We start from the raw sequence: 24,772 nt of genomic DNA, 5'->3' as shown, positions 1-24,772 counted from the left end.
TTCAGCCTCAGGGATCAAGATGTTTGGTCGCTCCTTCGTTGCTTCGGGCTCGGGGATCATGATGTTTGGTCGCTCCTTCGTTGCTTCGGGCTCAGGGATCAAGAGGTGGATGCGAAAAGCAGGGGTGGCGTCACGATCTCGGCCACTACGTGGGTAGTGTTCGCGGAGTTGTTCGATGTGGCGTAGGTCGCATCGTGCGGGAGGGGAGTTCGGTATGAGGCTGGGATCGCGCTGCCGGTCGACGGTGGGCATTGCCGCGATGGTGGCGACCGCCGCTCTGACGGCCGGGGAAGCGGGGGCGGCACCGGCACCGTGTGCGCAGTGGACCGCCGAGACCGTCGCCTCGGGGTACGGGGTGCTGGAGAATCTTGCGTTCGACGGGCGCGGTAACGTGCTGCTGTCCGAATCCAGCCTCACCGGTGCGTCGGGCGCCATCAAGCGGCTCGGTGCGGGCGGCCACAGGTCGGTGGCCGTGGCCAACGTGTCAAGCCCCGGTGGCATCGTCGTCGACGGTGGCACAGCGTATTTCAACGTCGGCAACGCCATGGCGTCGGGCCTGGGGAGCCGGACCGACGGCACCATCGAGGCGCTGAACCTGACCACCGGCGCACGGCGGACCGTGGCACGCGGACTGACCATGCCCAACGGCCTGGCCCGGCTGCCCGGCGGTGACTTCGTGGTCAGCCGCGACATCGGCTCTGCCGCCGTCACCACCCTGACACGGGTGTCGGCGACGGGGCGCACCACCGGCGTGACGTCGTCGCTCACCTCCACCAACGGCCTCGCCTACGACACCACGCGGCAGCGCCTGGTGGTGTCCACCACGTTCAACCCGGCGACGGTGATCGCGGCCGTCGATGCGCGGGGACGGGTCACCCGTCGGGTCACCGTGCCCGGATACGGCCCGCTGAACTCGGCCGACGACCTGACCGTCGGACCGGACGGCGTGGCCTACGTGACACTCAACGCCGCCGGCAGGATCGTGCGGGTGGACCTGGACTCGGGCCGGTCCTGCACCATCGCTTCGGGGCTGATCACGCCGTCGTCGGTACGTTTCGGTGCCGGGCCGGGCTGGGACAGCCGATCGCTGTACGTGACGAGCTTCCTGGGTACGCTCACCCGGCTGACACCACGATAAAATGATGCCACGCTGAAATGACAGCAGGCTGAAATGACAGCAGGCTGAAATGACAATGTCCGCAACCACTTTCATGGTTGCGGACATTGTTATCAGATGCGGTCAGACGCCGAGCAGTCGGGCGAGGTTGCCGCCCATGATCTTTGCCTGATCCTCCTCGGGCAGGTGTCCGAGCATATCGGCGAAGTGGGTGGGCTGGGCCAGACCCTCGGGGTGCGGATAGTCCGAGCCGAACAGCACGCGGTCGACGCCGATCAGGTCGATGAGGTCGGTGACGCCCTCCTCGTAGAACGGGCTCACCGAGATGCAGCGGCGGATCGCTTCGAGCGGATCGTTCATGCCGAAACCCTCGGGGGCCTTCTTGTAGGTGTCGGCGAGCATATCCATCAGCGGCTTGAGCCAGCTCGCACCGCTCTCGATGACGGCGATCTTGAGATCAGGGTGCCGGAAGAGCGCGCCGTGGCACACCCACGAGGACACGGTGTCCTGCACCGGACGCCACTCGTTGACCATGCGGAAGGCGTTGGTCTGGAACGGCAGCATCTCACCGTCCGAACCCTCCCACTCCGAATCGAAGCGGGCGTAGCCGCTGTCGGAGGAGTGCTGGGAGACGAGGATGTCGAGTTCGGTGACCCGCTTCCAGAACGGATCGAACTCCGGCAGCGCGAACGACCGTGGCCCGCGGAAACCGGGCACCGGCGCCGGGCGCACCAGGATCGACTTGGCGCCGCGCTCCACACACCATTCGAGCTCCTCGAGGGCCTTGTCCAGAATCGGCAGGCTGATCACCGGGACGGTGAAGATGCGGTCCTCGTAGTTGAATCCCCAAGTCTCGTAAAGCCACTCGTTGAGGGCGTGGATGACGACATGGATCGTCTCCGGATCGTCACGCATGCGCTCCTCGACGAGGCTCGCCAGCGTGGGGAACATCAGCGACCGGTCGACGCCGAGCTCGTCCATCAGTTCCAGGCGCGCCTTCGGTTCGCGGAATGCCGGGATGGACTTCATCGACTCGCCGAAGATCTCGCGCTTGGACTTGCCTTCGGGGTTGCCGTTCTTGAAGTAGTCCTCCATCGATCCGGGCCGGGCGACGACGTCGAAGGTGGGGTTGGGGATGTAGTCGCTGATCTGGCCGCGGACGGCGATCTTGGTCCGGCCGTTGACCTGGACGTACTGGATCGCCTTCTTGTACCGGTCGGGGAGGAACTTGGTCAGCGCCTCCGGTGTCTCGTACAGGTGGTTGTCCGCATCGAACAGCGGATACGGCAGCTCCTTGACGGGCATGAAACTCTCCTTTGCTCTCTATGAGAATCATATTCTCACAAATGGGATGCCGCAATATCCTTACGGACGATGAACTTCTGAACCTTGCCGCTCGCGGTACGCGGCAACTCATCGACCCGGCGCAGTTCCTCGGGCCACTTCTGCTTGGCCAGCCCGGCTGCGGCGAAGTGCGCCTGCACCTCGTCGATGGTGGGCATGTCGCAGCCCGGGCGCAGGCGCAGCACCGCGGCGACGTGCTCGCCCAGGCGTGCGTCGGGGGCGGACACCGCCACTGCCTCGGCCACAGAAGGCATGGTCAGCAGGGTCTCCTCCACCTCCAGGGCGCTGATGTTCTCGCCGCCGCGGATGATGATGTCGGATTTGCGGTCGGTGATGGTGAGGTAGCCGTCGTCGTCGAGAATCCCGATGTCGCCGGTGTGGTACCAGCCGTCGGCGTCGAAGGCGCGTGCGGTGAGTTCGGGGTCGGTGTAGCCGGCGCACAGATCCGGTCCGCGGCTGAGGATCTCACCGTCCTCGCCGAACCTGATCTCCACGCCGGCGAGTGGGCGGCCGTCGGTGTAGGCGCGTTTGTCGAGTTGTTCGCTGGGGTGGCAACCGGTGATCGACGGATGCTCGGTGCTGCCGTACGACCGGAACACGGTGATGCCCAGGTCGGTGAGCCTGCGAGTGATGGCCGCGGGCACCGACGATCCGCCCAGGCCCGCGTACTTCATGTGCGGCAGGTGCTCGGGGGTGAAGTCGGGGTGATCGAGCAGGCTGGTGACATAGTAGGTGGCGCCGCCGCCGATGGTCAGATCGTCGCTGAACATCAGCGCCAGGGCCTGACCGGGATCCCAGGTGTCGGCGAGATTGATCGCAGTGGCGTCCATGACCGGGATCAGGAACGCGTTGATCATCCCGATGAAATGCCCCACCGGCGCCGCGGTCAGTTGCAGACCGCGGTCCTCCGGATACATCGCCGCCAGCTGCCGGGTTTCGTGACCGAGTGAATAGTGGCTGTGCAGAACACCTTTGGGATTGCTGGTGGTCCCGGAGGTGAAGGCGATGAGCGTGACCGAGGCGGGGTCGACCTCGGCGACGCCGGGCAGCGGATCGTCGTCGAGAAGGTCGGTGAAAGTGCGGTCGATGATGCCGGTGATGGGGACGTCCGCGGCGATCGCCGGATCGTAGGTGAGGCTGCCGAACGAGGACGGGAAGATGAACACCTTCGGCTCGACCTCGCCGAGGATGAACGAGACCTCCTTGAGTCCGTAGAAGTGGACGATGGGGACCACGGTGGCGCCCAGGAACGCCGACGCCCAGAACGTGGCTGCGGCCTCCATCCAGTTGGGCAGTTGGAAGGCGATCACGTCGCCGGGGCGCACACCGCGCTTTGCCAGGCCGGACGCGAGTTGCCGGGCCATGCTCTCCACGTCGGCGAACGTGCCGCGCCACGGCCGCAGGCGCGAGTGGACGTTGAACTCGGTGTCGGGGGCGGCCGTCAGGCCTGTGTTCAGGAGGTCGCCGATGGATTGGTCGGTCCACCACCCGTCGGCCAGGTACTTCTCGGTGAGGTCTGCGGGAATCGGTCGCATCGTGGACATCTCCTCAGGGCTGCTGAGTCCGTAGTTAGAGGCGTTCTCATGTATGAGAATGCCAATCTCTCAGGCAGAGAGCAACCACCCGGGGGAACAGAGTGTCTCAGCGTGGGGGTTGGAGGCTGCGCAGGGTGCGGGAGACGTAGTCGTCGAGCATGGCATTGCGGCTCGGTCCCTCACCGATGGTGAGGAGCAGCGCGTACAGCCCTATCAGGAAGAAGTAGGCGGAGTTCATCGAGTCGAGAGCCGCGTCGGCGGCACCGTCGCGGATGGCACCGTCGAACAGTGCCACCAGCGTGAGGAACACCGGATGTTCGAGTCCCTCCTCGGAGATGGGCCGGGTTGTGGAGAAGTGCGCGGCCAGGAAGTCCCGGAACAGGGGTCGTCCCAGCGTGGTCTCGAGTTCGGCCAGCAGATCGACGGCCTTGTGCAGGGCCGCACCCAGGTCGGGTGACGTGGCGAGGAAGTCGTCGAGCCGGTCGGCCATGAGCCGTTCCTCGCGGGCCTCGAGTTCGAGCAGCACGTGTTCCTTGGTGGGGAAGTGGAAGAAGAACGTGGAATGCGCGACACCGGCCTCGGCGACGATCGTCGCGATATCGGCGGCGGCCATCCCGGCGCGCCCGAATTCGGCGGTCGCCGCAGCCAGCAGCCGTTCGCGTGTCTGCTGTCGCTTGGCCTCCCTCGTCAGCCGCGCCTGCGCCACAACCCACCTCTGCTCGCCGGGTACCCCATATCCGATCATTCAATCCCAGGGACCGGTCTGTGCGCAGACGTTAGGGGAGTTCGACCTTCTCCGCCAGCCAGCGGCCGTCGTGTTTGGTCATCGTGACGCGGATGCGGCTGCGGTCGATGCGGGGTGCGGTGTTGGAGACGTTCTGGACGGTCTGGTCGACGAACATCAGCACCACCACCTTGTCGGTGGACGCCGACACCACGCCGGAGGCCAGGACTGTGCCCTTGGCCTGGGCCTTGTTGTCGACGAGGAGTTGCCGGAGCTGGTCGCTGGACTTGGCGTACATCTGGCGGAACTCGCCTGTCGAGCCGTCGAGCACCGCCGCGAAGTCCTGGTCGAGGGAATCGGCGCTGACGCTGGTGAGCGTGGTGGTGAACTCGCGGGCCGCCGACGTCGCGGCGTCGGCGGCCTTGGCGGTGTTGTCGGCCGAACGCCACTGAGAGCCGAACCACGCGGTTCCCGCGATACCGGCGAGGGCGAGTAGTGCCAGGATGATCACACCGCCGCGGCGTGAGCGGGGGCTGCCGAGCGCGGTACGCAGACCGGCCAGGCGCGCGGCCTTGTCGTCGGGCTTCTTGCCTGTGGCCGCTGTCTCGCCGGTGGTCTCCGTCTCGCCGGTGGTCTCCGTCTTGTCGGTGGTCTCCGTCTTGTCGGTGATGGTTTCCGCGGTGTCGGTGGCGGTGGCAGTCTCATCGACCTGGTTTTCGGACTTCTCGTCCGTGAGGTCGGACAGCGTGCTTGTCATGGTCTTCTCCTGTGTCCGGCTCGGGCTAGCGCGGTTGGTCAATGGTGGGCTGGGGTTTGGGCAGCGGCCAGGGCTGGTTGGGCAGCTCCGGGCCCGCGTAGGGGAGCGGGATGCTCAGCGGCCCGGTGGGAGTGGGCGTGGCGCGGGCACGCGGATCGGCGCCGTCGGGCATGGCGTTGGTGTCGTCGCCCGGTGGTCGGGGCGCATTGCGGGCGCCACGGATCAAGACCGTCGGATCATTGTTGGGGCAGAACGTGTACAGGTACGGCTCGGGATGGCTGGGCTCCGACGAGGCGAACCGAGGCAGTTGCAGATAGTCGCACGCCGCCCGCGGATACACGTTGAGCGCACCCCAGATTCCGCCGTCGTGCATCGTGTACGTGAGCGCCTTGAGGACCGATCCGCGGCCGCTGGCCGGGAAGAAGAAGTCGTTGAGTGCGGGCAACCGCTGATAGACGAGCTGTGTGACGGTGGCGAGATTCCCCAGCAACTGCACCATCGTCGGCGAGTTGTCGGCGATGATCGAGTCGATCGCCGACAGTAGTGGCGGCGTCTGTTTCAGCAATGTCTTGTAGCCGTCTGCCTTCCGGGACACGCCGGTGAACAGGGTGTCGAGGTCGCGGGAGGTCTCCCGGATCGCCGGACCGCCCTCGCCGAGGGTGGTGAGTACCACCCTGCTGGTCTTGATCAGCGAGGTGGTCTGCGGCAGCACCGAATCCAGTGTCGAGATCAGGAAGGTGCCGCCATCGATGATGTCGCGCAGCTTTTCCGGTCCGGCCGTGCTGACGCCGAGCTCGTCGCGGATGGTCTTGAGCTGGTCGGTGTCGATCTGGGCGAGCATGCCGTCGAGATCCTCGAGCAGAGTCGCCAGCGGGGTGGGTGTGCTGTCCGGCTCAAGTGTGCTGATCTCGGAACCGTCGGTCAGATATGGGCCGTTCGAACTCGTCGGCCGGAAATCGACGTATTGTTCGCCGGCGAACGACAATCCGGCAACCCGAACGGGGGAGTCGCGGGGAATGCGGGCGTCGGCGTCGAGTGAGAGCACTGCCACCACCCCGTCGCCGGTGAGATCGACAGACGAGACGGATCCGACTTTCACGCCGCGCACCGTCACCTCGCGATCGGGAAGCAGTCCACCGGAATCGGCGAAACGGATACGGACGGAGATCGTGTCGTCGGCGTTCATACCGAACACCGCCACCGCGTGGTAAGCGACGCCGAGCAGCAGGACCAGACCCAGGCCGATGGCCGAGAGCCAGAGGCGGTGTTTGACGGCGGCGCGCACGGTGGTGGTGATGCCGCGGGCGGGCAGGTCGACGGCGCGGGCGAGTGGGCCCGGCCGGGAGTCGGTGCGAGTGGTCATCGGGGCGCCGTCCTGCTCGGCTCGGTCGTCTTCGGCCGGGCGGTTCCCGGCGGGTTGCTATGTGTCGTCTTCTTCTGATACTCCTTCTGGGACTTGGGAGTACGAGGATCGAGTACGTCGTCACCGGGTCCGAACTTCATCTTCAATCGCAGCAGCGAATACATGATGGTGCCCGCGAAGTTGTCGATGTCGATGGTGCTGGGCAACCGGCTGCCGGGGTCGGCCGGGTGCCGGAAGTCGTCGAGCGCGCCGATCGAGAGGTCCTCGAGGTCGGCGTCGACGTGTGCGCCGGTGGAGTTGATGATCTTGAGCACCGGCGGCAGCAGTTTGTTCATCTTGGCCAGCGATGCCCGCGGATCGGTTGCGGCCCTGTTGAGTTCGTACGAAATGCGGTTGATGCTGGCCGCGAGATGCTGGGTCTTTCCGGTCGCGACCGAAGGGAACGTCGACAGCGTGGTGCTGATGGCGCCCACCTTATCGACGAGGGCCAGGATGTCGTCGGTATTCGCGGCGATCACGTCGACCGCCGGTCCCGCTGCGGCGAGAGAATCGGTGAGGGTCGATTGCCTATCCGACAGCGTCTGCACCAGCCGGTCGGTCTGCTCGAGCGCGACGCGGATGTCGCCGGACTTCTTGGACAGCTTGTTGATCAACGAGGTCGATTGTGCGACAAGGTCGGCCAGTGCCTCACCCTTGTCGCCGACCGCGTGACCGAGGCCGTTGAGCAGCTTGGTGAGGTCGCGCAGCACACCCCCGTTCACGAGCATCGCCGACGACGCGAGCACCTGCTCGATGGTGGCGGCGGCCGACGTGTCGGCGAGGGGGATCTTGTCACCGTTCTGAATGTTTGCGGCACCAGGGTTTTCGGGTGGAGTGACGGCCACGAACACCTCGCCGAGTGGGGTGGCGGTGCGCAACTCGACGCCCGTGCCCACCGGCAGGCTCACATCGTCGCGGATGCGCAGGGTGACAACCGCCGTGTAATCGCGGACCGTCATCGCCGACACCTCGCCGACATCGGCGCCGGCCAGGCGTACCTTGGCACGTTCGGGCAGGTTCAAGGCGTTGGTGAATTCAGCTGTGACACTGTAGAAATTACCTCCGCCATCACCGCGTTGGGGCAATGGCAGATCCTCCAGCCCCACACCGCAGCCGGACAGCAGCAGCGCCGCCGTCGTGGTCATGGCGAGGCGCCGGGCCGATCGGGCGGTCATTTCGCGAGCCCTTCGAGCATCGAACTCAACCCGAAGTCGGGGCCGAAATCCTTGGGAGTGCCGGTGGCGCAACCCCGGTCCTTCATCTGCAGCACATTGCAGATCTCTTTCATCAGGGTTCCGTGGGTGAATACGTGATCGAGAACGCCGTGCACGCGGGCCGCGCCGCGTGGGATGTCGATGACGTTCCACACGTTGTCCATCAGCAGCGGGGTCACATTGAGGAACTCCTGCAATTGCCGTCGGTAGTCCACCAGGGTCTTGGTGACCGCCTGTGCCCCGGTGACGGTCTGGGCCATGTCGTCGCGCCGGGTGGTGAGGATGTCGGTGGCCTCACCGAGGATCGCGTTGATCTGAGCGCCGGTGGTTCCCCAGCCGATGCGCTGGTCGGCGAACAGATCGCTGATCTGCTGCACCGACGACCCGAAGCTGCGGATCAGCGCGTCGTTGTCCGCGGCGGCCTGCGACAGCGCCGACAGATTGTTCACCGTCTTCGTGATGGCCTCACCGGTGGCATCACCGCCGTCGTCACCGATCGCGAGCGCCTTCGACAGGGTGGTGAGCGCGGCGCGGATGTCGGGGCCGTTGCCGTCGGTGATCGCCGCCGCCGTCGACAGCAGGTCCGCCACCGGCCCGCCGCCCTCGCCGTCACCCTGCAGGCTCACCGCCAGCTTCTGGCTCATGGCCAGCGTGCGGTCGAGCTCGACGGGCACCCGGGTCTTGTCGATGATCTGGTGCGCTTGCAGGCGGGGGCCGCCGTCGTAGACGGGGGTGAGTTCGACGTGGCGGTCGGTGAGCACCGATGTGGACACGGTGACGGCGGTGACGTCGGCGGGCACCGGGGTGTCGGCGTCGATCTCCATGCCGACCTCGACGTAGCTGCCGCGCGATTTGATGGAGGTCACCTTGCCGACCGTCATGCCCAGCACCGCAACCGCATTGCCCTCGTACAGGCCCGACGTGCTATCGAAGTTGGCGACGACGTCGATGGTGTGGTCACGGTCGCGCCACACCTTCACCGCCCCGGCGACGAGCACCGCGACGACTGCCACGGCCAGAAGGATCTTGATCAGCGATTTCACTGGCAGTCCTTGAAATAGGGCGGCAGATTGCGTACCTGCGCCTGCTTGGACACCGCGCACATCCACGAGTCGATGAACGGGCCTGCCACGGAGGAGAAGTCGACCTCGTTGCCCGTTCCGGTGGTGTTGGTGAAGTTGCGCAACGGAACCGGCAGGATCTCCATGGTGTTGCGGAGCAGGGCGTCGTTGCGTTGCAGCGTGGTCAGCAGCCCGTTGAGGTTGGTGATGAGGGCTTGCACGCCGGAGTTGTCGTCGACGACGATCGTGCGAAGTTGGCCCACCACCTCGGTGGTGGCATCCAGCAATCGGGTGATGGTGTGCTGTCGTTGCAGCAGGGCGCGCAGCAGCTTGTCACCGGAGGTGACCAGTTCACCGAGATTCTTCTGCTGGTTCTGGACCACGGTGGTGAGTTGCTCTGTGCCGGTGAGCAGGTCACCGATCTGCGAACGTCGGTCGGCCAGGATCGTCGACAGGTTCTGCACGTTGGTCAGCACCTGCGGGATCAGCGCCGGGGTGTCGTCGAGCTGATGCGCCAGGGTGGTCATCGACTTGGCGATGTCGTCGGCATCGACCTGTTCGAAGGTGACGGTGGCATCCTGTAGGACCTCTTGCAGCGTGTACGGAACCTCGGTGTGCGAGAGCCTGATCGTCGCGTCGGGCAGTGTTCCCTTGCCGGCCGGGCGCAGATCGATGTACCGGGATCCGAGCAGGGTGGTGAGCTTGATCGCCGCTCTGCTTGACGGCCCGAGGTCGACGGTGTCGTCGACCTGCATGTCGACGCGCACCAGCTTCCCGGCGAGTGCGGTCTTGGTGACCGTGCCCACCTGCACGCCGGCGACATTGACGGCGTCGCCGGAGGAGATGCCGGCGGCCTGGGCGAATTCGGCGTGGATGGTGCGCTTGCCGATGCCACCGGAACTGATCTGCAGAGCGATGAAGATGATCAGCGCCAGGATCAGCAGCGCGGTGGTGCCCACCAGGGCCTTGTTGCGTTCGGCCAGCGGGGTGCGCAGCCATGTGCTCAGTCGTTGCGGCATGACCTCACCTGCAGATCGGCGATTGTGTGATGCTTCCGCCGGAGGCGGTTGCGACGATGGTGGGAATGACCGTGCTCAGCGCCGGCACGAAGGTGGCGTTGATATTGCACAGGTACGTTTCGATGTACGCGCCGCCCTGCGTCACGCGCGCCAGCCCCTTGAGCAGCGGCGGCAGATTGAACCCGAGGAAACCGAACGCCTCCTTGTTGGTGAGAAAATGCCCGAGGAAGCCGGGATCACGGTCGAGCATCGTGGTGAACTCCGGCAATGCCTGCGAGGTGAGCACAGCCGCCCGATCGATCACCTTGGTGGTGACGTCGATGTTCTTGAGGAACTGGTCCTGCTGGGCGGACAATCCGGTGATCAGGTCGCGCGAGCTGCGGACCACCGTGTCGATCTCACCGCGTTGCTTCGCGAACACCCCGACGATATCCGACAGATTGGTGATGACACGCCCGAGCAGATCATCGTCGCCGGTCAGTGACTTGGCCAATTGCGATGTCTGCGCGATCAATTGGGCGATCGATCCGGTGTCTCCCTGCAACGATCGGATCAGTGCGGTGGTCAGGTTGTCGACCTGCTGCGGATCGAGCACGCTGAACAGCGGCTCGAAACCATTGAGCAATGCCGAGATGTCGAACGACGGTTCGGTCCGATCGAGCGGGATCTCTTTGTGCGCCAGCGGTTCGGGGTTGGTTTTGTCGTCCCGCGACAATCCGAGATAGCGCTGCCCGACGATGTTCTGATAATTGACCGATGCGCGGGTTCGGGAGTCGACGGTGTGCCTTTTCTCCACCCGGAACCGGACCTTGGCGACCGCCCCGTCGAGAGACACCTTGTCGACGCGGCCGACGCGGATGCCTGCCATGCGCACGTCGTCGCCCGCCTTGAGTCCGGTGACATCGGTGAATCGTGCCGTGTAAGTGGCGGTGTCGCCGTCGACGCCACGCCGCAACGTCACCACGACGGTGGAGGTGAGGGCGATCGAGACGATCAGGAACAGGATCATCCCGATCAGCGGTTTGCGCACGCTCATCGCGGTGTGGTCCCTTCGCTCACGGGAGTGACCGGGCTGACGGTGACGTCGGCGCCGCGGGTAACCGGGCCGAGCAGCAGGGTGGAGGTGACGGGATTGCCACCCACGAGCGCGCCGAGCTGCTGCTGTTCGGCTGGGCTGCCGACGGATCCGACGTTGCCGCCCATGCTCGCGACCGGCTTGTATCCCCCAGTTCTATCGCCCCCAGCCCTATAGCCTTGGGTCACATGTGACTTCTTGCCCGTGTACTTGGGGGCGGTGACGACGGTAGGTGCGGTTTTGCAACTGTCGCCCTCCATGGTCCCGTATCGGGGGCAGTCGGCTCGGGTGTACAGCCTGTGCGGGGTGATCTGTAGCCGGAACTTGCCGCGCGCGTTCTGTTGTCCTTCGGGCCAGAACTCGGTGAACCATTTGTCGGAGATCTCTGCGATCGCCACCACCGTTCCGGTGAACGAATACCCGCCGCGCCCAACCACATCCGCGATCGGCGCGGCCTCGGAGGTGATCTTCTTGAGGATCGTCGCGTTGTTGCGCATCGCCACATCGATGCGGCCGGCGGTGGTTATGCCGCCCGACAGCAGCGTCTGCAACTGATTTGATTGTGCTGCGACCGTCTGCATCGGTACCACCGACGAGTGCAGGGCGTCGAGCAGATCGGGGGCCGCCTTGCGCAGTGCGGTCACCGATTCGGTGAGACCGTCGAGCAGCGACGGACCGTTCGGCGTCATCACGGCGTTGATCTCGGAGGTGATGCGGCGCAGCTGGGTACCGGCGCGCACGATGTCGGTGCCGCGCCGGTCGGTGGCGGTGGTGATGGCGGCGAGCAGGCCGACGGTGGTGTCGCCGGGCTCGCGCGCCGATGCCGCCACGATGTCACGGATCTTCGACAGCGCCGTCTGGAACTGCACGGTGTCGTTGTCGCGGTTCTCGGTGATGACGTCGCCGCCGCGCAGCGTCCGGGTCGTGGTGCCCGAGGCGTCGTCGAGAAGCTGTACCGACGACACCGCGAACAGGTTGCTGGGCACCACCCGTGCGGTGACGGTGCTCGGAATACCTTTTGCCCGTGCGGGTTCGAGCGCGATCTTCACCACGGTGCGTTTGCCGCGCAGGCCGGGGGTGACGCCGCGGACCGAGCCCACGATCACGCCGCGGTACTTGACGTCGGAACTTTTCGGGAGGCCGTCGCCGACGTCGGACAGCTCAGCGGTCACCGGGACCGAATCGGTCAGTGATCCACGGGCTTTCAGGACGGTGGCCGCGAGGATCGTCGCGACGAGCGCAACGGCGACAAGCGCGCTGATCGCCAGCGTGCGGGTGCTGGTTCCCCGCGGTCCCTGCTCATATGCGTCGATCATGGCCTACCCACTCAACCGTGCCGCGGAGTCGATGCCCCAGAACAGGATGGTGGCAACCAGATTGGCGACGATCATCGCCGAAATGGCCGCGCGCATCGCACGACCGGCCGCGGTACCGACCCCCTGCGGTCCACCGCTGGCATAGAAGCCGTAGTAGCACTGGATCACTGAGGTGATGATGACGAAGATGACCGCCTTGGCCAGTGAATACAGTACGTCGACGGGACTGAGGACCAGCTGGAAGTAATGCTGGTAGGTGCCGTTGGACAGCCCGCCGGAGACGAACACCACTGCCTGCACCGCAAGATAATTCAGCGCCAAGCACACCAGATACAGCGGTACGACTGCGACGATCGCGGCAAAGAGCCTGGTGGACACCAGATACGGAATAGGCCGGATCGCAATGCTTTCCAGCGCATCGATCTCCTCGGCGATCCGCATCGCGCCGAGTTGTGCGGTGAATCGGCAACCGGCCTGCGAGGCGAACGCGAGCGAGGCCATCAGCGGTGCCAGCTCGCGGGTGGCGGCGGTGGAGGCCACCATGCCGGTGGCCGGTTCCATGCCGAGCATCTGCAGCGCGTTGTAGCCTTCGATGCCGACGATCGCACCACCGGCGGCGCCGAGCACGAGGATGACGCCGGCGGTGCCGCCGCCCACGACGATGGACCCATTGCCCCAGGTCACATCGGACAGGACGCGCTGGGTTTCTTTGCTGTAGTTCTTCACGGCGAGTGGTATCGCGCCGATAGCACGGACGCAGAAGAATGCGATGTGGCCGAGTTTGAGCCACCAGCCGGTGACGGCCCTCGACGCGACGACGATCTGCCGGGTGCCGGGCGGATAATAGCGGGACGGTGAGGTCATTGTCGTGAGTCCGGTCCTTCTAGAATCCGGTCCGGGGAAACAGCATCACGTACAGCTGGGTGAAACCCACATTCACCAGCATCAGCAGGATGATCGACGCGACCACCGTCGCATTCACTGAATTGGCCACGCCCGCGGGTCCGCCGCTGGTGTTCAAACCCTTGTGGCAGGCCACAATTGCGACGATCGCACCGAACACCGCGGCCTTGATCATGGTGAGTACGAAGTCGGAGACGGTGGCGAATGAGGCGAATGTGGTGACGAACGTGCCGGGAGTTCCGTTCTGCACGAACACATTGAAGATGTAGCCGGAGAAGAATCCGACGAAACAGATGACGCCGGTGAGACATACGCTGACGAGCACCGCGGCGACCATACGCGGCACCACCAGGCGCTGGATCACCGACAGCCCCATCACCTCCATCGCGTCGAGTTCCTCGCGGATCTTGCGGGAGCCGAGGTCGGCGCATACGGCCGACCCGGCCGCCGCGGCCATCAGCAGCGCCGCCACCATCGGCGCACCCTGCCGGATCACGGCCAGTCCGCTGGCCGCTCCCGCGAGCGAGGTGGCGCCCACCTGTGCGGCGAGCAACGCGAACTGGATCGACAGGGTCATCCCGATCGGAATGGCCACGAACACCGTCGGCAGCGCCGAAGCCGACGTCATGAACGCCGACTGGCGCACGAACTCCTTCCATGGAAACCGCAGATGGATGATATCGGTGACCAGGAAGACCACTGCCTCCCAGCCCAACATCACCTGTCCGCCAACGGTTTCCATCGATGCGATCGGGTGGCGGTGGGCGTACCCGCGTACCCAGTTGCCGATCTCGGCGCCCGCTGTAGGCGCCATCGATTCAGCCGTGGCCTGCTCGGCCGTGGTCATTGCCATTCCCCCCTAGGCCGGTCAGATGTACCAGCCGCCGTTGACGCCGATCACCTGGCCGGTGATGAAGCCGGCCTGCTCCGAGCACAGGAATACCGCGGCGGCGGCGATGTCCTCGGGCAGTCCGGTGCGTCGGACCGGGGTCATCATAGCCAGATCGTCGAGCTTGGGCAGCAGCCCGGCCTGTACGGCGGTGTCGGCCATCGGCGTGGCGATGATCGACGGCGGAATGGTGTTGGCGGTGATGCCCTGGGGCGAGAAGTCGAAAGCCAGGGCCTTGGTGAGCGCGATGACACCACCCTTGGAGGCGATGTAGTGCGCGCGATCGGGACCGCCGGACTGGGCGCTCGACGACGAGATGGTGACGATGCGTCCCCAGCCGCCCGCCTGCATATCGGGGATGATCGACTGGGTGGCGTTGAAGGTGCCGGTGAGGTTGATCCCGATCACCCGGTTCCATTCGTCGCCGGAGATGTCTGCGTAGGGAGTTTGCGCGTCGACGCCGGCGCTGGTCACGAGAATCTCGATAGGGCCGAACTTTTCACGCACCTGGCCGACGGCCTTGTCCACCGAGGTGCGGTCGGCGACGTCGACGGTCAGGCCGATCGCCTCGCCGCCCGCATCGCGAATGGAGGCGGCGACGGCTTCGGCGTTGGCGGTGTTGAGGTCCAGGACCGCGACCCGGTGGCCCGCGGTGCTGAGCTGCTCCGCGACGGCAGCGCCGATCCCGGATCCGCCGCCGGTGACAACCGCTACCCGGCTCTTGTTGTCGCTCATGCTTGCTCGCTTTCGATGGGGGTGAACTCCAGGTGCAGCTCGGTGAGTCCACGCAGGATGTAGGTGGGTTCGAAGTCGTAGCGCCGGTTGCTCTCGGGGCCGTGGTGTTCGGTGGAGATGCGGATATCGGCCATCCGGTCGAGGAATTTCTCGATGGTGACGCGGCCCTCGGCGCGGGCCAGCGGGGCGCCGGGACAGGAGTGGATACCGCGGCCGAACGCCAACTGCTCCCGCACGTTCTCACGCGCAATATCGAACTCGTTGGGTTCGGTGAAGGTCTCGGGATCACGGTTGACGGCACCGGGGCAGATCATCACCGTCGACCCGGCCGGCACGTCGGTGTCGCCGAGAGTGGTGTCACGCACCGCCACGCGGAAATCGCTCTTGACCGGACTTTCCAGCCGCAGCGTCTCCTCGATGAAGGTGGGGATCAGGCTGCGGTCGTCGCGCAACTGCTGCTGCAGGTCCGGGCGTTCGCCGATGACCCGCAGCGCGGCTGTGATCAGTTTGGTGGTGGTTTCCTGTCCCGCGGCGAACAAGAATGTCGCGGTGCGCACCACCTCGACCAGCTCGGGAACAGTGCCGTCGCGGTAGGTGGCTTTCGCGAGCAGCGTCAGCACATCGTTGCGGGGGTTCTCGCGGCGGTCGGCGAGGTAGGCGGTGAACTTGGTGTCGAGCCACTCCAACGGGTTCTCGGCCATCACCTCTTTGTCGAGGGCGCCGGGGCGGGCACCCTTGCGCGGTGCGCCGAGCACGGTGCGGAATTCCTCGTGGTCCTCCTCGGGTACACCGAGCAGGTCGGCGATCGTCAGCAGTGCGAAGGATTTGCCGTAGTGGCCCATCAACTCGCATGAGCCGGTGTCGATGAACTCGTCGAGGAACTGGTCGGCGAGGCGGGACATGAACTGTTCGTTCTCGCTGATTCGTTTGGGGGTGAGCAGCCGGCTGAGCAGACTCCGGGCGCGGGCGTGGTCGGGTGGATCCATGGTGACCATGTGCTCGTGCAGGGGCAGCTCGGTGCGGTGGGCGGCGATCTGGGCGCTGATGTCGCTGCCCTCGGGGGTGAACGGAAGGCCGGGGAACGGTCCGGACACCGAGATGCAGGAGGAGAAGTTGTCGGGATCCTTGAAAACCTTCACTGCTTCGGCATGGCCGGTGACAGCGTATACGCCTCGGTGTGACTCCCGGGTCACCGGGCACTTGGCGCGTAGCTCATCGAAGTATGGGTAGGGATCGGGGACCAACTCCTGCGCCGTGAAGAAGTCCAGATCCAGGATGCCGCTGTCGTGGTCTTTGAGCTCGCTCACGGTGTCTCCTTTGTCGGAAGTATGTGCTGCCCGGTGGAGTGGTCCGCTTCGATGGGATACGGCGTTCATCGGGCTGTGTGATTTGTTCTGCGGGGGCTGAACCGCGAAGTAGATGTGCTGAGCACTCGCTCAGCAATGTGACTAGGATTACCAGTATGGCGCAGTGAGGTCAAGGTCATGTTCGGGTGGCGGCCACTGCGGGTGGTGTCGACGCACGTCGTGGCGGGACTGGAGATGCTGATGTGAGTGATGGACGCAGGATTGGAACGCGCGATGCGGCGAGCCGAACGGCGCTGCTCGACGCGGCCGAACGACTGATGGTCGAAAAGGGCTACGGTGCAGTGACATCCAGAAAGGTTGCTGATGAGGCCGGGCTGAAGCCGCAGTTGGTGCACTACTACTTCCGGACCATGGACGAACTCTTCCTGGAGATGTTCCGGCGCCGCGCCGCAGAGGGAGTGGAGCAGCAGCGTGCCCTGTTGAACTGCCCGCAACCGCTGTGGGCGCTATGGCAGTTCAGTACCGATCCGCAAATCGCGGCGTTCACCACGGAACTGCTGGCGCTGGCCAATCATCGCAAGGAACTGCGCGCCGAGATCGCGAAGTACTCCGCGGAGCTGCGGATCGAGGCTCAGCGCACGATCGAGAAGGCGCTCACCCGAGCGGAGAGCCGGTTCGGCGAGATTCCTCCCGCTGCGCTTATCGTCGTGCTGACCAGCGTCTCCCGCGTGGTGATGATGGAGGAGTCGCTCGGCTTCTCCGATGGTCACCGGGAGACCTACGAACTGGTCGAGTCGGTGTTGACCGAGCTGGAAGGCTCTCCGCGGCAATACTATTCGCCGCCTGTGCCGCCGTTTCCGACGTTCGGGGGCGATGACTGATCCCGGGCCGATCTTAGGGCGGGCTCGTGGCCGGTTGGGCGGTGGCCGTGTGAGAATCATGTTTCCATCATACGAGAACATGAGATACATTGGCTGAGAATTAGAGAATCATCTGGAGGGATGACATGCCCAAGGCTCTGGCGCCGGAGATCTCCACCTGGCCCGATGCGGACCCGCAGCTCATCGGCAGCCGCTGCGGAGCGTGCGAGTTCGTGACCTTTCCCGCGCAGGATCGCTGCCCCAACTGCAGCACCGCGCCGATGACGGAGGAGTTGCTGCCGCGGACCGGGACGATCGTCGCTTGGACCGTGCAGGCGTTTCCGCCCGGCGCGCCGTACGTCGGTCCGGTCGGCAAGGACTTCCAGCCGTTCGGTGTCGGTCTCGTCGAACTCGACGATGTGGTTCGAGTCGAGGGCCGGCTCACCGAGAGTGATCCGTCGAAGATCGAGTTCGGCCAGCGGGTGGAGCTGACGATGATTCCATTCGCCACGGACGACGCCGGCGACGACATCTATACCTTCGCATTCAGGAGTGTTTCGGCATGACCAACAGTGGCGATTCCCCTCGCTCCGCTCGACCGGACGTGGCCATCATCGGGGTGGGCCTGCACCCTTTCGGCCGATTCGACAAGACCGCGATGGAAATGGGCGCTGAGGCAATACAACTGGCGCTCACCGACGCGGGTCTGGAATGGAAGGACATTCAGTTCGGGTTCGGCGGCAGCTATGAGATCTCCAACCCCGACGCGGTCACCCGGTTGGTGGGTCTGACCGGTATCACCTTCACCAATGTGTTCAACGCGTGCGCCACCTCGGCCAGCGCTATCGCGCAGACCGCCGACACCATCCGCCTGGGCACCTACGACATCGGCATCGCCGTCGGCATGGACAAGCATCCCCGTGGTGCGTTCACCGATAATCCCGCGAAACTGGCTCTGCCGCAGTGGTATGCGGAGAACGGGCAGTTCCTCACCACCAAGTTCTTCGGGATGAAGGCCAACCGCTACATCCACGACCACGGCATCTCGCAGCGCACCCTGGCGCGGGTGGCGGCCAAGAACTTCCGCAACGGTGAGAAGAACCCGAACGCCTTCCGCCGCACACCGATCGGCGAGGACGACATCCTGGCCTCGCAACTGGTCAACTATCCGCTCACCCAGTATATGTTCTGTTCACCCGACGAGGGGGCGGCCGCGGTGATCATGTGCCGCGGCGACATCGCGCACAAGTTCACCGACAAGCCGGTATTCCTGCGCGCCAGTGAGATCCGTACTCGGCGGGCCGGTGCGTACGAGGTGCACGCCACGTCGGCACCGCTCATCGAGGATCTCTCACCCACGGTGTACGCCGCCCGCGCCGCGTACGAGCGGGCCGGCATCGGACCCGAGGACGTCGACATCGCCCAGCTCCAGGACACTGACGCCGGCGCCGAGGTCATCCACATGGCCGAGACCGGGCTGTGCAAAGACGGTGAGCAGGAACAACTTCTGGCCGAAGGAGCCACCGAGATCGACGGCTCCATCCCCGTCAACACCGATGGTGGCCTCATCGCCAACGGTGAACCGATCGGTGCGTCGGGTCTGCGGCAGATGCACGAGCTGGTCAAACAGTTGCGCGGCGAATGCGGCGACCGGCAGGTGCCCGGCAACCCGCGCGTGGGCCTGGCCCAGGTGTACGGCGCGCCCGGAACTGCGTCGGCGACGATCGTCTCGCTGTGACAATGCGGTACATCTAATACTATCCGGAAACGATCGGTTCCGATGGTGACGTGTCGGCGGCGGGTCCGCTCAAAGACGTTGCGGTCGCGGCCGAACGAAGTGGATTCGACGGCTTTGCCTTGAGCGAGCATCCTGTTCCGGGTGCTCGCTGGCTCGACGCCGGTGGGCATCAGACCTTCGATCCTTTTGTGGCACTGGGATTTGTCGCCGCTGCCACCGAACGCATCAGGTTGCTCACGTATCTGGCGGTTGCTCCGTACCGAAATCCGTCGCTGCTGGCGAAATCGGCTGCGACACTGGACAAATTGTCCGGAGGTCGGCTGATCCCCGGGATCGGGACCGGCTACCAGAAGAGCGAATTTCACGCTCTCGGTGTCGATTTCGATGAGCGGAACGTGTTGTTCGATGAGGCGCTGGACGTATTGCCGCAGCATTGGAGCGGAAAGCCGTTCAGCTACCAGGGTAGCCACTTCAGCGCCCGGGACGTGATGGCCCGGCCGGTACCCGTGCAGGACCCCATTCCGATCTGGATCGGTGGCAACTCCAAGCTCAGCCGGCGGCGTGTCGCCAACCGGGCGCAGGGCTGGATGCCGATGTCCGGTGGCGGTGAACTCAGCTCCACCGCCCGCACTCCGGAACTGGGAACGTATTCCGCACTTGCAGAGACGATCTCGGAAATCCGGGAGAGTGCCGTCGCGGCCGGGCGGCTTGACCCGATCGACGTCGTCTACTCCTACAGCGGAGCGGGCATCGAGGATCCGACGACCGACGTCGACCGGCATTGGGAGGCTTTCGCGGCCTTGGAGAAGGCAGGAGTGACCTGGATTCTGGTGAGCAGCTTCACCGACGGGCTACCTGCCACCACTGAGTTCCTCGAGAGCTTCGGCACCACGTACCTGTCATGACGCCCGATTGTGGTTCTGGCGTGTGGTTCGCCGAACGTGCCGCGCTGGTCGGGACCGTTGCGGTGATCACAGGTGGTGCGGGTGGTCTGGGCAGTTCGATCGCCGTGGACCTGGCCGCGAACGGGGTCCGGGTGGCCGTCATCGATCTCGACGAGCGGGCGCAGTAAAGATTGATCGAGTTTGCCGCTGATCTCGGAAAACGGGATCGCCGGCAAAGTCAGGCGCCGTAGCTCTCGATCTGTTTGTGGGCGATGGAGACCAGGAGGTCCAGGCCCGCGTTCATGTCGAGGAGGTGGGTGTCGAACAGCGGTACTTCGTTGACCTGCTGACGGCGGACTATCGTCGCGTGCAGGCGGTGGAAGCCATTGACGTTGGTGCACTTGGCGATCACGCGGCCCTGGGTGGTGGTCCAGGTCGATGCCGACGTGGGCAGCGGCTCGGGGAAGGTGGTGTACTGCATCAGGATCGAGATGATGCCGAATGCGAACGGTGCGCTCGGCATGGTCACTCCGACCGGCGTGTGGTCGCCGGCGATCGTCGACGGATCGGTGCAGGCTACCTGTAGGCGGGGACCGAACGGCAGGCCCATGGGGCCGCTGAGCTGGTCGAGCGCGCTGTTGCCGAACAGCGACGGCAGACCGATCAGGTCGGTGGAATAGGCCACGACACAACCGGATTGGGCTTGCCGGGTGCATACGGGGATGTTCGTGAAGTCGCCGCCGGTGGTCTTGCCGGGTGCGGTCATCACATTGCCGCCGACCAGGATGGCGCCGACCAGCTTCTTGCGCAGCGCCGGATCCGGATCGATCTGTTCACGGATCAGCTTGCGCAACATCATCGTTCCCTGCGAGTGGCCGATGAAGATGACGCCGCGGCCGTGATTGTCGTTGCGCAGGTACTCCTTCCACGCACGCAGCACGTCGCTGTAGCCGGGCTTGGCCAGATCGCGATTGCCCACCCATGCCGCCATCGCCGCGGGCGTCAGGCCGAACAACGTCATCTGCCGGTATACCGGTGCGAACACGCGGCATTGGGTGTTGAACCGGGCGGCCTGGAAGCTTGCGATCGACTTCACCTCAGGTGCCGCGACGCGGTCGGCCACCAGCGACAACTGGTCGGTGACGGTCGGATACACGTAGAAGCAGTCGACCTTGCGGTCGGCGTCGGTGACTTTCGTCGCCGGCGTCGTCTTTCCGGTGCCGAGGTCGGTGGTGTCATTGGGCAGATCGCATGGATCGTTCGCCTTGCTCGGATGGCACAGCCAGTTGGTGTAGCCGGACGGCGCCGCCTGTGCGCTCGGCGCGAGCAGCGCCGGTATCGCGACCAGCAGGAACGTCGCCATCACGGCGATAGACCCGGACCACCGATTGGTCGACTGCACGAGCATCTCCTCCACCCTGGGTAGTGATGTGAGTCACTACCTGAGAAATCCTCAGTACTGTAACAAGCAGCGTCGGCGGTGGGGGTTGATTCGGTGTCGGAACGTTCTGGGGTGGTTCTGTCAGGGGTGTACGTCGCCGGACCCTTCGAGACGCTCGCTCGTGCCTCGCGTCGCCCTCAGGGATCAAGAAGGTGGGCTGCGCATGCTCGATTGGCCGCGCTACCTCGTACGCCAACGCCGGCAACGTCGGCGCGATCAAGAAGGTGGGCTGCGCATGCTCGATTGGCCGGCTCGCGAACGCAGTCGACTGCTATGTCGAGACGAGTTGCATGAGCTTGTCGAATCCGTCGACCTGCTTGTAGACGACCTCACCGTTGTGTCGGGCTGTGAGCATATCGAAGAACCTTGTGGCACAATCTATTTTGGCCTTCTCGATACCTTTGATGCCCAATGTCGACATGGTGCCCGTGGTCTCGGCGACGAAGTAGATGTGCTTGACCGTACCTTCATGAAAGGCGATGGCCCAGTCCGGGTTGTAGTCGCCCACAGGGGTGGGGATGAGTGACACCGACTCCTTTTGGATTATTTGAGATAGCTTTTGCAGTTCGTAAGTTAACGAACTGCCTGGTCAGATCGGTTCGGCCTGCCGGCAGGTGCCCGTGGCATTGCTTGATTTGAGATAGTTTCAACGTCCATCGCGCAGCCCGAGTCGAGCCGACACTGTGGATTGTCCCGTCCTTGCGTAGCCTTGCCAGCATGTTCCGGACCTTGTTGTCTCGCTGCTCCTCGCTGAACGAGTCGGGAAGCTCATCACGGAGAAATGCGTCGATCTCGCGGAGTGGGGCGCTCTCGAACTCGCGGAGGTAGTCGATGATCAGTTGCGCATAGAACTCGTCATCGAGGACCCGGGTCCGCATGTAGTTCATAGAACTCGCCGACGCTGATGAACTCGACCCGGTCTACGTACTCGATGACGATGATCCGTGAGTGCTTCCGATAGTCCTGGTGCGCGATGCAGTTGTACAGGGCTTCGTGCAGGCCCGATTCGTTGTACTTCTCGATCTCGCGGTAGATCAGCTCATTCGGTGGGTTGAAGCGGATCTGCACGTTCCGGATCCGCTTGACCAGTTCGGTCGCTGTCACAAGGAAGGGAGGACTGAAGTGCTGGAACGCCGATTCTTCGCCGACAAGTTTCCAGGTCAACTCGGCCATGTGGGGGCTGAGCAGTACCGCTGACTCGCGACGGCCGAGCAAGATGACCGCAGCGCGAGTGATCTGCCCCTGATGAGTGAGCCGCGCCTTGGCAAGGAAGGTGGCATCGTCCCACGTAGCGATTTCATCGGCGAGTCGCGGATAGCGTTCGGTGAACCCTTCGCGGGCACGGGTGATGGCATCCGGGTCGAGATCATCGAGTGTGGCGTTCGAGACGCTCGCTCGTTCCTCGCGTTGCCCTCAGGGATCAAGAGGGGGCTGGATTCCCAGTGTTTCGTCGTCTTCGCGGTCAGAGTGGCCAGGAGTGGACGGGTTCGCCTTCGTGCATGAGGGTGAGGTAGTCGCGGAGCATTCCGTGCAGGGCTTCGGTGCGGGTCTCGCCCGCCTTCTCGCGGGCGGCGACCGCGTTGCGCTGCCACACCGAACCGGTTTGCCTTCGCAGGCAACGGCCTTCGATCACCGACAGGTAGCGGGTGCGGGCCTTGGAGCCCACGCCGTAGGTGCGCAGGCCGTCGTCGGCGATGGGTAGGAGCCTGCGCAGGACGAGTTCGTCGGGACGTACCCAGCCGAGTTCCGGCCAGTACAGTTGGGCGTCGATGCCGTCGCGGGCGCCGGTGTGCAGATTCTCGTCGGCGGCGTCGAACGACATCTGCGACCACAGGGGGCGATCGGCGTCGACGAGGCCACGCACCAGGCCGTAATAGAAGGCGGCGTTGGCCATCGTGTCGACGACGGTCGGTCCCGCGGGCAGTACCCGATTCTCCACGCGCAGATGGGCTTTGCCGTCGACGACGTCGTACACCGGACGATTCCAGCGGTAGACGGTGCCGTTGTGCAGACGCAATTCGTCGAGGACGGGAATGCGGCCGGCGTCGAGTTCGGCGAGCGGATCGACGTCCGTCGACACCGGTAGCAGGGCGGGGAAATAGCGGGTGTTCTCCTCGAACAGATCGAAAATGGTGTTGATCCAGCGTTCGCCGAACCACACCCGTGGGCGTACGCCCTGATTCTTGAGTTCGAGCGGCCGGGTATCGGTGGCCTGCTCGAACACCGGGATCCGGCTCTCATGCCATAGGGCCTTTCCGGCGAGGAACGGTGCGTTGCTCGCCAGCGCCACCTGGACACCCGAAATCGCTTGTGCCGCATTCCAGTGCGCGGCGAAATCCTCCGGGGCCACCCGTAGATGCAGCTGCAGCGACGTACACGCCGCCTCGGGGAGAATCGAATCGGAAGTGATGTGCAGTCGCTCCCGATTCCCGGATTCGGACAACGGAACACCGGTGATGTCGATTTCCATGTCCTCACCGCGCGCGGCGAAGATCTGCTGATTGAGCAGATCGTACCGGGGATTGGCCGAAATCCAATGGTGGGCAAAATGTTCGGTGCGCAGTGTGGGCAGCATTCCGATCATCGCCAGATGATTACCGGTGGCCGACGCGCGTTCCTCCGCACGGTTCAGCGACGTCCGCAGCGCCTGCTCCAGCGAAATGGTGTCCTGCTTGACGAAGGGCAGTGGGGCCACATTGATCTCGATGTTGAACTGGCCCAGTTCGGTCTGGAAATCGGGATCGGCGATCGCGTCGAGCACCGTCGCATTCGCCTTGGCCGGATTCATGTCGGCGTCGACCAGGTTCAGCTCCACCTCCATCCCGAGCAGCGGCTCCGGGGCGCGGCCCTGATCGGTGAACAGGCCCTCGGCCAGCATCCGGGCGATCGCGTCGGTACCCCTGCCGACCTGCGTACGGAAACGCACCCTGTCGTCGCCGGTGAACGTGCGTGCGGACACATCGGTACCCATCTGCCAATACTGCCCGATATGCCGGTGCCGATACCCCCGAACGGACGTGATTGCCGGGCGGGCAAGCTGTAGTCATGGCAGCACGAAAGACGGTCGATCTCGTCGCGGCGCGGGCGGCGGTCGTCGCGGTGGCCGACTGGGCGCGGAGCGGGGAGGCTCCCGAACCTTCGCGGGCCGAGCTGGCGGCCGCGGTGCGGATGTCGGCGCGCACTCTTGCCCAGATCGCGCCCGGGTCGTCGGTGGAGGTTCGGGTGCCGCCGTTCGTGGCTGTGCAATGCATCGAAGGGCCGCGGCACACGCGGGGGACACCGCCCAACGTCGTCGAGTGCGATGCGCGGACGTGGTTGCGCATGATTATCGGGGAGCTGGGGTTCGACGACGCTGTGCGTGGCGGGGCGGTTGAGGCGTCGGGGTCGCGGGCGGGGGAGGTGGGGTCGTGGATGCCGCTGTTTTCGGTGTAGTCCTGGGGTGGTGGCGTGA

25 protein-coding genes are annotated in these 24,772 nt (G+C 64.9%); 7 read left to right on the top strand and 18 right to left on the bottom strand.

Features of this window, described 5'->3' with window-relative positions; genetic code table 11:
* Positions 1-214: 214 nt before the first annotated feature.
* Complete coding sequence (locus KDB67_RS20330; RefSeq protein WP_291019911.1) at positions 215-1,138, top strand: SMP-30/gluconolactonase/LRE family protein; 924 nt, start codon at positions 215-217, stop codon at positions 1,136-1,138.
* A gap of 102 nt (positions 1,139-1,240) precedes the next feature.
* Here the strand turns inward: KDB67_RS20330 and KDB67_RS20325 are convergent, their stop codons facing one another.
* The 14 genes from KDB67_RS20325 to KDB67_RS20260 all read right to left on the bottom strand — a co-directional run bounded on the left by KDB67_RS20325 (position 1,241) and on the right by KDB67_RS20260 (position 16,398).
* Positions 1,241-2,422, bottom strand: a complete 1,182-nt coding sequence (locus tag KDB67_RS20325) for an amidohydrolase family protein (RefSeq protein WP_291019909.1) — start codon at positions 2,420-2,422, stop codon at positions 1,241-1,243.
* A gap of 35 nt (positions 2,423-2,457) precedes the next feature.
* The gene (locus KDB67_RS20320; RefSeq protein WP_291019924.1) at positions 2,458-3,996 is read right to left on the bottom strand and encodes an AMP-binding protein; all 1,539 of its coding nucleotides are present in this window, start codon (positions 3,994-3,996) and stop codon (positions 2,458-2,460) included.
* A gap of 106 nt (positions 3,997-4,102) precedes the next feature.
* Positions 4,103-4,702, bottom strand: a complete 600-nt coding sequence (locus KDB67_RS20315) for a TetR/AcrR family transcriptional regulator (RefSeq protein WP_291019906.1) — start codon at positions 4,700-4,702, stop codon at positions 4,103-4,105.
* 70 nt (positions 4,703-4,772) lie between these two features.
* Entirely contained in the window at positions 4,773-5,477 is a 705-nt protein-coding gene (locus tag KDB67_RS20310) for a hypothetical protein (protein ID WP_291019903.1), read from the bottom strand.
* 25 nt (positions 5,478-5,502) lie between these two features.
* On the bottom strand, positions 5,503-6,840 hold the full coding sequence (locus KDB67_RS20305; RefSeq protein WP_291019900.1) for an MlaD family protein: 1,338 nt from the start codon (positions 6,838-6,840) through the stop codon (positions 5,503-5,505).
* The gene (locus tag KDB67_RS20300; protein ID WP_291019898.1) at positions 6,837-8,054 is read right to left on the bottom strand and encodes an MlaD family protein; all 1,218 of its coding nucleotides are present in this window, start codon (positions 8,052-8,054) and stop codon (positions 6,837-6,839) included. Before KDB67_RS20300 ends, KDB67_RS20305 begins: the two co-directional genes overlap by 4 nt.
* Entirely contained in the window at positions 8,051-9,136 is a 1,086-nt protein-coding gene (locus KDB67_RS20295) for an MCE family protein (RefSeq protein ID WP_291019896.1), read from the bottom strand. The genes KDB67_RS20300 and KDB67_RS20295 overlap by 4 nt, the downstream gene beginning before the upstream one ends.
* Positions 9,133-10,173 (bottom strand): MCE family protein, encoded by a 1,041-nt coding sequence (locus KDB67_RS20290; protein ID WP_291019893.1) that lies wholly within the window; start codon positions 10,171-10,173, stop codon positions 9,133-9,135. Before KDB67_RS20290 ends, KDB67_RS20295 begins: the two co-directional genes overlap by 4 nt.
* A 4-nt stretch (positions 10,174-10,177) precedes the next feature.
* Positions 10,178-11,209: an MlaD family protein gene (locus tag KDB67_RS20285; protein ID WP_291019891.1), complete on the bottom strand. Its 1,032-nt coding sequence runs from the start codon at positions 11,207-11,209 to the stop codon at positions 10,178-10,180.
* A complete protein-coding gene (locus KDB67_RS20280) occupies positions 11,206-12,564 on the bottom strand; it encodes an MCE family protein (RefSeq protein WP_291019889.1) in 1,359 nt (452 codons plus the stop codon). The genes KDB67_RS20285 and KDB67_RS20280 overlap by 4 nt, the downstream gene beginning before the upstream one ends.
* 3 nt (positions 12,565-12,567) lie before the next feature.
* On the bottom strand, positions 12,568-13,428 hold the full coding sequence (locus KDB67_RS20275; RefSeq protein WP_291019886.1) for an ABC transporter permease: 861 nt from the start codon (positions 13,426-13,428) through the stop codon (positions 12,568-12,570).
* Between the two features lie 19 nt (positions 13,429-13,447).
* The gene (locus KDB67_RS20270; protein WP_291019883.1) at positions 13,448-14,314 is read right to left on the bottom strand and encodes an ABC transporter permease; all 867 of its coding nucleotides are present in this window, start codon (positions 14,312-14,314) and stop codon (positions 13,448-13,450) included.
* A gap of 21 nt (positions 14,315-14,335) precedes the next feature.
* Positions 14,336-15,091, bottom strand: coding sequence for an SDR family NAD(P)-dependent oxidoreductase (locus KDB67_RS20265; protein ID WP_291019880.1), 756 nt, complete (start codon positions 15,089-15,091; stop codon positions 14,336-14,338).
* A complete protein-coding gene (locus KDB67_RS20260) occupies positions 15,088-16,398 on the bottom strand; it encodes a cytochrome P450 (RefSeq protein ID WP_291019877.1) in 1,311 nt (436 codons plus the stop codon). Before KDB67_RS20260 ends, KDB67_RS20265 begins: the two co-directional genes overlap by 4 nt.
* Positions 16,399-16,640: 242 nt before the next feature.
* Here KDB67_RS20260 and KDB67_RS20255 point away from each other — a divergent pair, with 242 nt between their 5' ends.
* The 5 genes from KDB67_RS20255 to KDB67_RS20235 all read left to right on the top strand — a co-directional run bounded on the left by KDB67_RS20255 (position 16,641) and on the right by KDB67_RS20235 (position 20,068).
* A complete protein-coding gene (locus KDB67_RS20255; RefSeq protein ID WP_291019874.1) occupies positions 16,641-17,279 on the top strand; it encodes a TetR/AcrR family transcriptional regulator in 639 nt (212 codons plus the stop codon).
* A 125-nt stretch (positions 17,280-17,404) separates the two neighbouring features.
* Positions 17,405-17,824 carry an OB-fold domain-containing protein gene (locus KDB67_RS20250; protein WP_291019871.1) on the top strand — a complete coding sequence of 140 codons (420 nt, stop codon included), beginning with the start codon at positions 17,405-17,407 and terminating at the stop codon, positions 17,822-17,824.
* Positions 17,821-18,996, top strand: a complete 1,176-nt coding sequence (locus KDB67_RS20245) for a thiolase family protein (protein ID WP_291019868.1) — start codon at positions 17,821-17,823, stop codon at positions 18,994-18,996. Before KDB67_RS20250 ends, KDB67_RS20245 begins: the two co-directional genes overlap by 4 nt.
* A 50-nt stretch (positions 18,997-19,046) precedes the next feature.
* Positions 19,047-19,901: an LLM class F420-dependent oxidoreductase gene (locus KDB67_RS20240; protein WP_291019865.1), complete on the top strand. Its 855-nt coding sequence runs from the start codon at positions 19,047-19,049 to the stop codon at positions 19,899-19,901.
* A 20-nt stretch (positions 19,902-19,921) separates the two neighbouring features.
* Positions 19,922-20,068: a hypothetical protein gene (locus tag KDB67_RS20235; RefSeq protein ID WP_291019862.1), complete on the top strand. Its 147-nt coding sequence runs from the start codon at positions 19,922-19,924 to the stop codon at positions 20,066-20,068.
* Between the two features lie 50 nt (positions 20,069-20,118).
* Here KDB67_RS20235 and KDB67_RS20230 read toward each other — a convergent pair whose 3' ends face one another.
* The 4 genes from KDB67_RS20230 to KDB67_RS20215 form a co-directional block, all read right to left on the bottom strand.
* Complete coding sequence (locus KDB67_RS20230; RefSeq protein WP_291019914.1) at positions 20,119-21,243, bottom strand: DUF3089 domain-containing protein; 1,125 nt, start codon at positions 21,241-21,243, stop codon at positions 20,119-20,121.
* A gap of 349 nt (positions 21,244-21,592) precedes the next feature.
* Positions 21,593-21,850 (bottom strand): hypothetical protein, encoded by a 258-nt coding sequence (locus KDB67_RS20225; RefSeq protein ID WP_291019859.1) that lies wholly within the window; start codon positions 21,848-21,850, stop codon positions 21,593-21,595.
* A 326-nt stretch (positions 21,851-22,176) separates the two neighbouring features.
* Positions 22,177-22,425, bottom strand: a complete 249-nt coding sequence (locus KDB67_RS20220) for a hypothetical protein (protein ID WP_291019857.1) — start codon at positions 22,423-22,425, stop codon at positions 22,177-22,179.
* 358 nt (positions 22,426-22,783) lie between these two features.
* Positions 22,784-24,292, bottom strand: a complete 1,509-nt coding sequence (locus KDB67_RS20215; protein ID WP_291019855.1) for a glutamate--cysteine ligase — start codon at positions 24,290-24,292, stop codon at positions 22,784-22,786.
* 74 nt (positions 24,293-24,366) lie between these two features.
* On the opposite strand from KDB67_RS20215, the gene KDB67_RS20210 reads away from it, so the two are divergent.
* Complete coding sequence (locus tag KDB67_RS20210; protein WP_291019853.1) at positions 24,367-24,753, top strand: sterol carrier family protein; 387 nt, start codon at positions 24,367-24,369, stop codon at positions 24,751-24,753.
* The last annotated feature ends 19 nt before the right edge of the window (positions 24,754-24,772 follow it).

It is taken from the genome of Gordonia sp. (in: high G+C Gram-positive bacteria) (assembly GCF_020438995.1).
Classification (GTDB): Bacteria; Actinomycetota; Actinomycetes; order Mycobacteriales; family Mycobacteriaceae; genus Gordonia.
The sequence above is the reverse complement of the archived record's forward strand: the minus strand, read 5'-3'. Positions and strand labels throughout refer to the sequence as shown.

What these genes read in the sequence shown, in the direction of transcription:
- KDB67_RS20215 (WP_291019855.1), bottom strand. Translation starts at nt 24,292, where the DNA reads ATGGGTACCGATGTGTCCGCACGCACGTTCACCGGCGACGACAGGGTG.
- KDB67_RS20330 (WP_291019911.1), top strand. Translation starts at nt 215, where the DNA reads ATGAGGCTGGGATCGCGCTGCCGGTCGACGGTGGGCATTGCCGCGATG.
- KDB67_RS20250 (WP_291019871.1), top strand. Translation starts at nt 17,405, where the DNA reads ATGCCCAAGGCTCTGGCGCCGGAGATCTCCACCTGGCCCGATGCGGAC.
- KDB67_RS20210 (WP_291019853.1), top strand. Translation starts at nt 24,367, where the DNA reads ATGGCAGCACGAAAGACGGTCGATCTCGTCGCGGCGCGGGCGGCGGTC.
- KDB67_RS20280 (WP_291019889.1), bottom strand. Translation starts at nt 12,564, where the DNA reads ATGATCGACGCATATGAGCAGGGACCGCGGGGAACCAGCACCCGCACG.
- KDB67_RS20305 (WP_291019900.1), bottom strand. Translation starts at nt 6,840, where the DNA reads ATGACCACTCGCACCGACTCCCGGCCGGGCCCACTCGCCCGCGCCGTC.
- KDB67_RS20265 (WP_291019880.1), bottom strand. Translation starts at nt 15,091, where the DNA reads ATGAGCGACAACAAGAGCCGGGTAGCGGTTGTCACCGGCGGCGGATCC.
- KDB67_RS20245 (WP_291019868.1), top strand. Translation starts at nt 17,821, where the DNA reads ATGACCAACAGTGGCGATTCCCCTCGCTCCGCTCGACCGGACGTGGCC.
- KDB67_RS20285 (WP_291019891.1), bottom strand. Translation starts at nt 11,209, where the DNA reads ATGAGCGTGCGCAAACCGCTGATCGGGATGATCCTGTTCCTGATCGTC.
- KDB67_RS20270 (WP_291019883.1), bottom strand. Translation starts at nt 14,314, where the DNA reads ATGACCACGGCCGAGCAGGCCACGGCTGAATCGATGGCGCCTACAGCG.
- KDB67_RS20325 (WP_291019909.1), bottom strand. Translation starts at nt 2,422, where the DNA reads ATGCCCGTCAAGGAGCTGCCGTATCCGCTGTTCGATGCGGACAACCAC.
- KDB67_RS20230 (WP_291019914.1), bottom strand. Translation starts at nt 21,243, where the DNA reads ATGGCGACGTTCCTGCTGGTCGCGATACCGGCGCTGCTCGCGCCGAGC.
- KDB67_RS20300 (WP_291019898.1), bottom strand. Translation starts at nt 8,054, where the DNA reads ATGACCGCCCGATCGGCCCGGCGCCTCGCCATGACCACGACGGCGGCG.
- KDB67_RS20275 (WP_291019886.1), bottom strand. Translation starts at nt 13,428, where the DNA reads ATGACCTCACCGTCCCGCTATTATCCGCCCGGCACCCGGCAGATCGTC.
- KDB67_RS20320 (WP_291019924.1), bottom strand. Translation starts at nt 3,996, where the DNA reads ATGCGACCGATTCCCGCAGACCTCACCGAGAAGTACCTGGCCGACGGG.
- KDB67_RS20290 (WP_291019893.1), bottom strand. Translation starts at nt 10,173, where the DNA reads ATGCCGCAACGACTGAGCACATGGCTGCGCACCCCGCTGGCCGAACGC.
- KDB67_RS20310 (WP_291019903.1), bottom strand. Translation starts at nt 5,477, where the DNA reads ATGACAAGCACGCTGTCCGACCTCACGGACGAGAAGTCCGAAAACCAG.